Genomic DNA, 3,054 nt, shown 5'->3' with positions numbered 1-3,054 from the left:
TTGCCGATACACTCGGTGATACAATTAATGATAACTTTCAGAAATTAAAACCTGCAGTTTGAATTCACTTGAGTATAAATGAGCGTCATGTTGCGATTTTTCATAATACTACTGTATTTTAATAGACGTTCGGTCTAATATAGGTGTTATGAATAATTTAAGCTTAGATTCAATGTCGAGTCCACACACAAGTACAACCGAGAAACCTCGTCGTGGCCGGCCACCTAAAATATCCCGCGATAATCCTGATACGCGGGCAGAGCTTATCCGAAGTGGCCTTGAGCAATTAACAGAGCAAGGTTTTGCTTCATCGGGTATTGAACCTATTTTGAAAAAGGTGGGCGTACCAAAAGGCTCTTTCTATCATTACTTTGCCAGTAAAGAGGCTTTTGGACAGGTGGTATTGCAAAATTATGCCGACTATTTTTTACGTAAACTTGAAATTCACCTTTTAGATGAATCTTATTTACCCCTAACACGGATCCGTCATTTTGTAGCAGATGCTAAAGCAGGAATGATCCGTTATGAATTTAAGCGTGGCTGTTTGGTGGGGAACTTAGGTCAAGAAGTGGGTGTATTACCCGACAGTTTTAGACCGCAAATTATTGAGATATTCGTTAGCTGGCAAGACTGTCTAGCCCGTTGTCTTAAGGATGCACAACTACATGGCGAGCTTGCAGAAAGTGCAAATTGCCAGCTTTTAGCCGAAAATTTTTGGGTAGGTTGGGAGGGCGCCGTAAGTCGAGCAAAGTTGGTGCAGCAGGCCACACCGCTAGATAATTACTGCGACCTTTTCATGGCCGCATTACCTAAATAACCTTAGCTTACTGACCTCTTCTCTAAAGTCGAGTTGAGGTTAATAAAATTTTTAATCATTAATAGACGACTAGTCTAAATTAGGAGCACATGATGTTTAATGGCATGTTAATTGAGAAAGATGATCAAGGTTACCGCACCACAGTGAAAAGCATTGATGAAAGTGTGCTACCTGAAGGTGATGTTACGGTAAAAGTGCTTTATAGCACGCTTAATTACAAAGACGCCCTCGCCATTACCGGTAAAGCGCCCGTGGTGAGAACCTTTCCTATGGTGCCCGGCATAGATTTAGTGGGCATAGTAGAACACAGCGATAGCGCTAAGTTTGCCACTGGCGATACGGTATTATTGAATGGTTTTGGCGTAGGTGAAAATCATTGCGGGGGCTTGGCAACTAAAGCGCGTTTAAAAAGTGAATGGCTTATTCCATTGCCAAGTGCGTTTTCACCGCAACAAGCTATGGCGATTGGCACCGCAGGCTATACTGCGATGTTATGTGTAATGGCACTTGAGAAAAATGGCCTAACCCCAGATAAAGGTGAAGTGCTAGTAACAGGCGCTAATGGCGGTGTTGGCAGTTTTGCTATCGCTATTTTAGCTAAGATCGGGTATCACGTAGTGGCTTCTACTGGCCGTGTTGATGAAAGCGACTACTTGAAAAAGCTAGGGGCTAAAGACATTATTGATCGCGCGACCTTATCTGAAGCGGGTCGTCCATTGGCCAAAGAGCGTTGGGCTGGTGCGGTTGATTCTGTTGGCAGTCATACATTAGCCAATGTGTGTGCCAGTATGAAATATGGCGGGACGGTGGCAGCATGTGGTTTGGCACAGGGTATGGATTTTCCTGCTAGCGTAGCACCTTTTATTTTACGTTGCGTGACGTTAGCGGGTGTCGACAGTGTAATGCGACCTTTAGCCGATCGTATTGAGGCATGGCAACGTCTGGGCGAGATCCTTGACCCTGCCGTTTTCGATGACATTGTTCACGAAATCAGCTTGACTGAAGCGATTGATGTGGCAAGTGACTTATTGGCAGGTAAGGTTCGCGGTCGTGTGGTTGTAGATGTAAATCGTTAATCTAATGAGCGTCAACATCGCGAGTATAAGCTAATATGGTTGTCAGTCAGAGTTTATTTGGCTGACAACATTCAACGCCGTTACAATAACTGACGTTCGCAACCGGCTATGGTTTGATTAATCGCTATTTGGTTTTAAAGCATTATTTGAACCAATAGGCAGATTACTTTACCTTGTGTTAACGAACCATAACGTATTTTTCCTCGATATCTTTCAGCCTTGTTGTCATATCAGTTTTGTAGCAATAGTAGTAGCAGTCTATCAGTCTGGTAGCAATAAATCAGAAGGCGATTGTTAACTGCCGCGCGAAAATAATGCGTTTTATTTAACTCAGCGTTAGGGCATGTGCAAGATGCATAAAGACGATGGCGCATTTTAACGGTAAACTAGACATATTATAGAGACAGCTTTTTGAGGTCATGAGATAGCATGATAGAACTACAGCAAAATAATCCACTCCACGGTTTAAAATCAGAAACGATGATCTCTGAATTAGTGGCATTTTATGATTGGAAAATTTTATACGCCGCGATGCATTTAGAATGTTTTAATACCAATCCGAACACGGCCGCGTGTGTTTCGTTTCTTAAGAAGACTGAGTGGGCGAGGGAACGTGTTGAAAACTTTTATCTATACCGTTTCAAGCGTATGCCAAAAGGCAACTCAGCCCAGTTTGAGTTAAAACCCCGTGAACGCGGTTTTGCCGACGGTATAAAACCGCGTAAACCTCAGCCGCTAACGGTTGAGTTAGTCGCCGAGATGAAAGCCAAAGCCACCGCTGATTATGACCAGATGAAACATAATCAAAGTCGTTCATATGCTTCTTCGTCATCATCTTCAAATTCATATTCTTCGTCGAGTCGTTCAAATGACAGTGATGCAGTGACACAGCGCAGTAATAACAAAAAGCCGCAGCCTACATTTGATCCCAACAATCCGTGGAATAAATAATTACTAGACTGCTCTCATGTCAAAGGACGCTATAAAAGGGAAAAGCCTAGATGCTAGGACGCTACGCTGCTAGATGCTATACAGGCGAAAAGCCTAGATGCTAGGACGCTACGCTGCTAGACGCTATACAGGCGAAAAGCCTAGATGCTAGGACGCTACGCTGCTAGATGCTATACAGGCGAAAAGCCTAGATGCTAGGACGCTACGCTG

General features: G+C 43.5%; 3 protein-coding genes. All 3 read left to right on the top strand.

The genetic code is table 11. The annotated features are described in order from the left end of the window. The first annotated feature begins 148 nt into the window (after positions 1–148). The 3 genes from acuR to AAEZ02_RS21590 all read left to right on the top strand — a co-directional run bounded on the left by acuR (position 149) and on the right by AAEZ02_RS21590 (position 2,844). On the top strand, positions 149–817 hold the full coding sequence (gene acuR / locus AAEZ02_RS21600; RefSeq protein ID WP_124013830.1) for an acrylate utilization transcriptional regulator AcuR: 669 nt from the start codon (positions 149–151) through the stop codon (positions 815–817). Between the two features lie 92 nt (positions 818–909). Then, positions 910–1,893 carry an acrylyl-CoA reductase (NADPH) gene (gene acuI, locus AAEZ02_RS21595; RefSeq protein WP_351124967.1) on the top strand — a complete coding sequence of 328 codons (984 nt, stop codon included), beginning with the start codon at positions 910–912 and terminating at the stop codon, positions 1,891–1,893. A 429-nt stretch (positions 1,894–2,322) separates the two neighbouring features. Then, positions 2,323–2,844: a VF530 family protein gene (locus AAEZ02_RS21590; protein WP_124013831.1), complete on the top strand. Its 522-nt coding sequence runs from the start codon at positions 2,323–2,325 to the stop codon at positions 2,842–2,844. The last annotated feature ends 210 nt before the right edge of the window (positions 2,845–3,054 follow it).

It is taken from the genome of Shewanella sp. T24-MNA-CIBAN-0130 (genome assembly GCF_040310185.1).
GTDB lineage: Bacteria > Pseudomonadota > Gammaproteobacteria > Enterobacterales > Shewanellaceae > Shewanella > Shewanella psychromarinicola.
This window is presented reverse-complemented; position numbering and strand designations above follow the sequence as displayed.

Bases quoted from the DNA above. Each gene is read 5' to 3' on its own strand.
- acuR (WP_124013830.1), top strand. From the start codon at position 149: ATGAATAATTTAAGCTTAGATTCAATGTCGAGTCCACACACAAGTACA.
- acuI (WP_351124967.1), top strand. From the start codon at position 910: ATGTTTAATGGCATGTTAATTGAGAAAGATGATCAAGGTTACCGCACC.
- AAEZ02_RS21590 (WP_124013831.1), top strand. From the start codon at position 2,323: ATGATAGAACTACAGCAAAATAATCCACTCCACGGTTTAAAATCAGAA.